Source organism: Stutzerimonas stutzeri, from assembly GCF_000935215.1.
In the GTDB taxonomy this organism is placed as follows: Bacteria; Pseudomonadota; Gammaproteobacteria; order Pseudomonadales; family Pseudomonadaceae; genus Stutzerimonas.
In genome coordinates, this window is record NZ_JXXD01000211.1 from 1 (window position 1) to 5,426 (window position 5,426).

Below are 5,426 nucleotides of genomic sequence, written 5' to 3' on the forward strand. Positions count from 1 at the left end.
GGCTTCAATTCAATAACCGTGTTGCGCTCAGCTCCTGCAACCGCCAATCATAAGCCCGATCACTGCGGCACACTTGTCTTACGACCGCCATGTCACATGACTCGAGTGCTGCAGTCTCGCCGTGTCACTCGTAGGGCTTGCGGCAGTTAGTGAGTGTCGATGCGCCGGGTGACCGTGCCGTGTGTCTGTCACAGTGGCGTTATGAAGCGGTGTCCGGTCTGATGCCAAAGCGCCCACGCTTCAACTGAAATTTGTGTGGCAGCAGCCGACTGTCACGGAATTCTCGTCGCAGCGGATGCAAGTTCTTCGATGGTGGACTGTGCTCAGCGATAGGGCGTGCCAACCGTCGCCGCAAGCGATGCCCGGAGTTGCGTGAAAATTCGGTTTCTTTCCTGTTGTGTTCAGAACGAAAAAGGCCGCAGATTGGCTGCGGCCTTTTATTCATCCTGTCTCATAATCATCTCCAGGCGATGATTGTTTTGAACGCTACGCGCTAGCAAGGCTTTTGCTTAGTTCTCCTTCCTCGCTTTCCGCGTCCGGCTTGGTTTGCGAGCAGCTTTTTAAAATGCTCCCAGCGGATCTGCTCGGTCTGTGCGTTGTATGTCAGTCCCCGTTCCATCTGCTCCAGTAATCTCAGACTCAGTGGCTGCTCCGGGTAATGGTCTGCTGTGACTTCTGGTGCACCACCCTCATGGCCGAGCAGATAGGCGATCGTGGATGGAGATATGCCTGACCGTTCCAGCCGAACGGCAAACGAGCGACGGAGACTTTTAAAATTGAGCCCGCCATTAACCGCCGGCGGACAGTGCTGACCGATGTATCCTGTACCCGTGCACGGCCCGCAGAAAAACCGACTTGGGTCGCGGGAGTATAGGTGCTTTGGATCGAAGCTCAGCTCGTTGAAAAGCAGAGCGTCATTGCCATCGGCCTGGCGCCGTTCTTCTACGAAATTTAGAAAGCCCATCTCCACTAGCTTCGAGCAGATTGGAATCTGCCGAGCCGACGGCCCCGTCTTCAACGACTTGTTGTAGCCATTATCGTTGATATCGATAAGGTCTACGCCGTGGACATCCTGGATCACATCATGCACACGTAGCTGGCAGAGCTCGTTAAGCCGCGCGCCGGTATAGAGCCCAAGCGGGAGCAACCAAAACCGATAGGGCTTGGCGTCCTGGTTGATTTTCGGCAGGTCGCCTGCGAGATACTTTCTGTAGGGCCAGCCTGAGAACATCTGATTCAGATTGCTATCCAGAAATGGCTTGGTGATTTCGGCGTGTTTTGTATTGCAGGTCGCGACTTTGATCGCCTCGGTAATCAGCTTGCTCTCAAGTGCTTCGTCCAGCATTCGATTGAACAACTGATAGTAGGTCGTGAGGTTTGCGCCTTTGCTACCCGACGCAGCGTTCTGCTTGAGTAACGACGGTAGCTGATCCTTCAGACGCTGTACGTCGGCCCGATCAAGCTCAGCAACTCGGCGGGTAGGATTATCTTGCGTCAGAGCGATTTTTAGTTTCTCCATCCGCGCTCGAAGCATGTGCTCGGATTTCCCTGCGTAATTGTTTTCTCGCAGAAAGCGGGACAGCGTTATGTCCATGAACTCGGTAAGCAAAGGAGAAGACTGAAAGCGGTTTATCGCATCCGTAATCGCTGAAATGTTTGCCAACGCGATTCGCAAGTGTTCTTCATGGCCGGGTTCGACGATAAGACTCAGGCCTTTGTAAAAAGGAATGGAGAGGGGGGCAGTTACATTCATATATACCTCACAGTGGGTGAGGCTTGAGATTATTACTGGATGGATAAACAGTCAAGATAATCTATTAGGATTTACCATGCGATAGTTTTTATTGACAACTTGTCAATAATCGCAAGATGAGCAAAAGGTAAGAGCGAGCCCCTACCTTTTATTAGCTGAATATTATGCGTACGTTTTCCAGTGTCGCTTAGCAACCCGCACGCTGGGGAAGGGGGTGCCAACCGGGCGACCGACATTGAAAACGCCCTGGCGTTCTCGTAACTCTTGATAGTGCCGGTAATGGATGTGTCCCAGCCCTAGCCCGAAATCGAGCTTGTCGAGCTCGTCTTTGAGCACGTCAGACGGATAGCAGTCGCCGTACCCACCGGTGGTACTTTTATCCGAGTGGCCTACAAGCGCTTTGGCTTTCGCCAGGTCAAGGTTCTGTCTGCGAAATTGATTGATAAAGGTGTGGCGCAGACCGTGGTACGTCAGGCCGTCATCTCCCAGGCCGCAAAGCCCAAGGTAACCCCGGCTAATCTGGCTTGAGCCGAGAAACCAACGGCTCGCAACATGCCCGGGAGAAAGGTCGCCGTATACCCGAATATTGTCGAAAAGCGGAGCCTTGCCGTCTCGCTCGACAGCTTCCAGGCGTGCTTGATGAAACTCCAGGAAGCCCGACTCGATAAGCTGCCGGTGAATCGGCACCAACCTTTCCGAATCGGACGTCTTCAGCTGTTTCGACCCGCTTCGATTGATGCTGATGAGCCAGACGCCGAGTTCTTGCCGAATGTCTTCGAGCCGTAGCTGGCACAGCTCACTTAGCCTTGCGCCTGTAAAAAGGCCAAGCAGCGGCAGCCAAAACTTGTAGTCATCCAAGCGCCAGCGCGGCGGCGTGGTCAGTGTGTAGGCCGGACCGTGAAGAAGTTTCTCGATCTGGCTTGGGCTATACGTGCGCTTCCTCGGCGCCTCGGCTCCTTTGGTGCTGAATGCCAATCCGGCCGCGATATTTTCGGTGATGTAACCCTGATCATGAGCGTAGGTGACAAGGGCCCTTGCCAGCTCAAAGAACTTTTTCGCAGTGCGAGGGTTGATTGGCTCGAACTTACCGTCGCTAATGATCTTACTTAGCGGCTGGTTACGCGTGGCACGGAGGCGATGCCGGTTCTTCGGATAGCTACGCAGATGATCGCGTAGCGTGTTGAATTCAGCGCGAGTCAGCGTCTCGACTTGCCGGTGCCCGCCAAGCAGCTCGCACAGGCCTTCCAGGCGGGCCTTTGCGGTAATGCGAGTCCGCGGGTTAGCCCAGGCGCCTTCACGAATTTGCCGTTCTTCGTATTCCTTTACCAAAGCTGCGAGGCTCAACCCTGCGTTTGAACCACGCGCCGGCGAGACAATGCGATCGTTGACGGAGGGTTGCGTAAAGAGGGTTTCAAGCTTGGCTTTCTGCGCGTCGGGCAGAACGCTCCCAAGCGCATTCAGCAACGCGAGCGTGCCTGGATCCTGTGGCGGTGCCACAGCATCTGTCGGCGAGTTCAGCTCCGGAATCGTCTGCATAGGCTCGGCGGTTGCAGCAGAACCCAACATCCGCCGAACCAGGTCACCGATTTCCTGCATGGCTTGGGCGTAAGGATCTTGGTGATCGTCTTCCTGAAAGTAACGCAACAGCACCTTATCAACCTTCTGCAGCGTATACGTCAGCATGAGGACCGCAATGATGATGGAGCTAGTGAGCAGCTCAACCCGAAAGCTTTTCTTTTCTCTCAGATGCGCTTTCATGCACAGCGGATCGAGTTCGATAAGCATCACATAAAGCCCCGATCCCTCCTGCACCAAGAGCGCTCGATCAATGATGCGGAGCTTCAGATGCATCGCGTTGGCTTGCTGAAGATGAAAATGCAAAGCTTGCCGAGATTGCGGTAGTGCTGGGGGGATGTGCATGAGATTCCGACCCTGGTCTGGGCGGGCATGGCACAGGTATTCATAAAGCGTCATCGCTGCAAATGCAGGAGATTCTTTCGAATAGCGCCCTGGGGAGGGTGGGACGGTCTCGAGTACATCAAGGGCGGCGTAAATGTACCGGGCAGCGTCGCTCGCCACGTTCTGGTTGTTGGTTCCGAGCGGCCAGTCAAAGCGTACGAACCCGGCCCCAAGCGCTTTTACCAGTGCGGGCGTTGGTGTCAGTGCGAAGAAAATTTCGCCCCCTGGCTCGTGGCTATAGAGCACTACACGCTCCGCACTCTCTTTCATCATGCGAGCGTGGGCGACGGAAAGGTCTTGGTTCGCGAGCTTCATTGGCGACGGGCGAACTTTCCAAACTCGGTCGGCGAATTTGAGTGCTTCCGCTACCGCTAAGTGAAACCTTTGAAGGTCAGCCAACAGTCGGTCAGAAAAGAGCTCGACATAGTGCTCGGTCGCCTTGGCAAGGAACTGCTCGAAAGCCGTGTTCAGATAACTCGCAAGGTCGCGGGCAAGCGCTTCGTCGTGGCTGAGCGACCACCGGATTTGCGCAGGCAGTTTCGGGTTGGCCGCGAAATGCTTCGGGAATGTGAGGTAGTACTGGAAGCCAGTGTTGGCTTGATAGACCAGGTGGGGGACACCTGTTTTGCTTTGGCGCTTGGACATGATGGCATACCTTTTGGATTCACAGACGGACTGTGAGTAATCCAATGCCATCAAATCTGGGCTGAAACCCGCGTTCTAGACGGGTTTCAGTGTTGAATTGGTGGAGCCGGGGGGATTTGAACCCCCGTCCGCCAGCTCTCCGCTATCGGTTCTACATGCTTAGCCAGATCTACTGAGTTAACTCCGCGCCGCCCGATTGGCAGGGTGCTTGGAGCGAGCTGTATGAGATTTAGCCGTTACGTCTACAGCGAACTTGGCGGCGATCCTGTTCTGTCTGACAGTCATTTCGGGTTTACAGGCATCCCCTAGTGACCGCTGGAGCCGAAGCTACCAGATGAAGGTTAGGCGGCTAGCGCGTACCCTTCGTAGTTGTCGTCGTTGGCAACTATAAGTTTGCAACAGTTTATTTACGAGTTCTGTTACCAACTCGGCATGCCCCTCAAGTTTTGTTACCGGCGTCGAATCCTAATCGGCCCCTGGTGACGCTTGTGGTGCTGGGCGCGAGTGTACGGCGATCTTTACGCGCTGTCGATCAGTTTGTAGCCATGCTGGTTACAAAATGTACAGCTCGGCTGCGGCAGGATCGCTCGCACAACCCCGCCGGTCGGGCTTAGTTTCCGCCACCAGAGCCAGAGCCAGCTGTGCCGCCGCTACCGGTACTGCCTGGGCCTTTCAGCTCTTGCAGCGCTTTGGTGGAGTGCGCGATGCAGGCTTCGGTGTCACCGGACTGCTGGGCTTGGCGGGCCTGTTTGACGTACTCGTCGACCTGACTCTTGGCCGGCTCACCCAGGGTGGCGGTGTTGGTGGCCATGTTGTCGTCGATTTCCTGCAGGTTGAGCTGGCACAAGTCGTCTTGGGCGAAGACGGCCGGGCTGGCGAGCAGTACCGCGGATGCGAGCAGTGCATGAACTTTCATTGTGGGTCCTCCAGTCTTATGGACTTCCCGGGCCTGCCAGATACCAACTGAAACGGCGGCGCCGAGTCGAATCGAACCCGTCACGGGCTCTAAAAATCCGACTGCTATTGCGCGTGAGCGTTCATCGAAGCGACACAAACGAAGCGGCCCCGC

3 protein-coding genes and 1 other RNA gene are annotated in these 5,426 nt (G+C 55.4%); all 4 read right to left on the reverse strand.

Annotated features, from left to right (window positions below; all coding sequences use genetic code 11):
- Positions 1-493: 493 nt before the first annotated feature.
- On the reverse strand, positions 494-1,753 hold the full coding sequence (locus LO50_RS19085) for a site-specific integrase (RefSeq protein ID WP_044316010.1): 1,260 nt from the start codon (positions 1,751-1,753) through the stop codon (positions 494-496).
- A 162-nt stretch (positions 1,754-1,915) separates the two neighbouring features.
- On the reverse strand, positions 1,916-4,357 hold the full coding sequence (locus LO50_RS19090) for a site-specific integrase (protein ID WP_044316011.1): 2,442 nt from the start codon (positions 4,355-4,357) through the stop codon (positions 1,916-1,918).
- 98 nt (positions 4,358-4,455) lie between these two features.
- Positions 4,456-4,834, reverse strand: a transfer-messenger RNA (tmRNA) gene (gene ssrA, locus LO50_RS24295).
- Between the two features lie 133 nt (positions 4,835-4,967).
- Entirely contained in the window at positions 4,968-5,273 is a 306-nt protein-coding gene (locus LO50_RS19095) for a hypothetical protein (RefSeq protein WP_003299452.1), read from the reverse strand.
- Positions 5,274-5,426 lie beyond the last annotated feature (153 nt).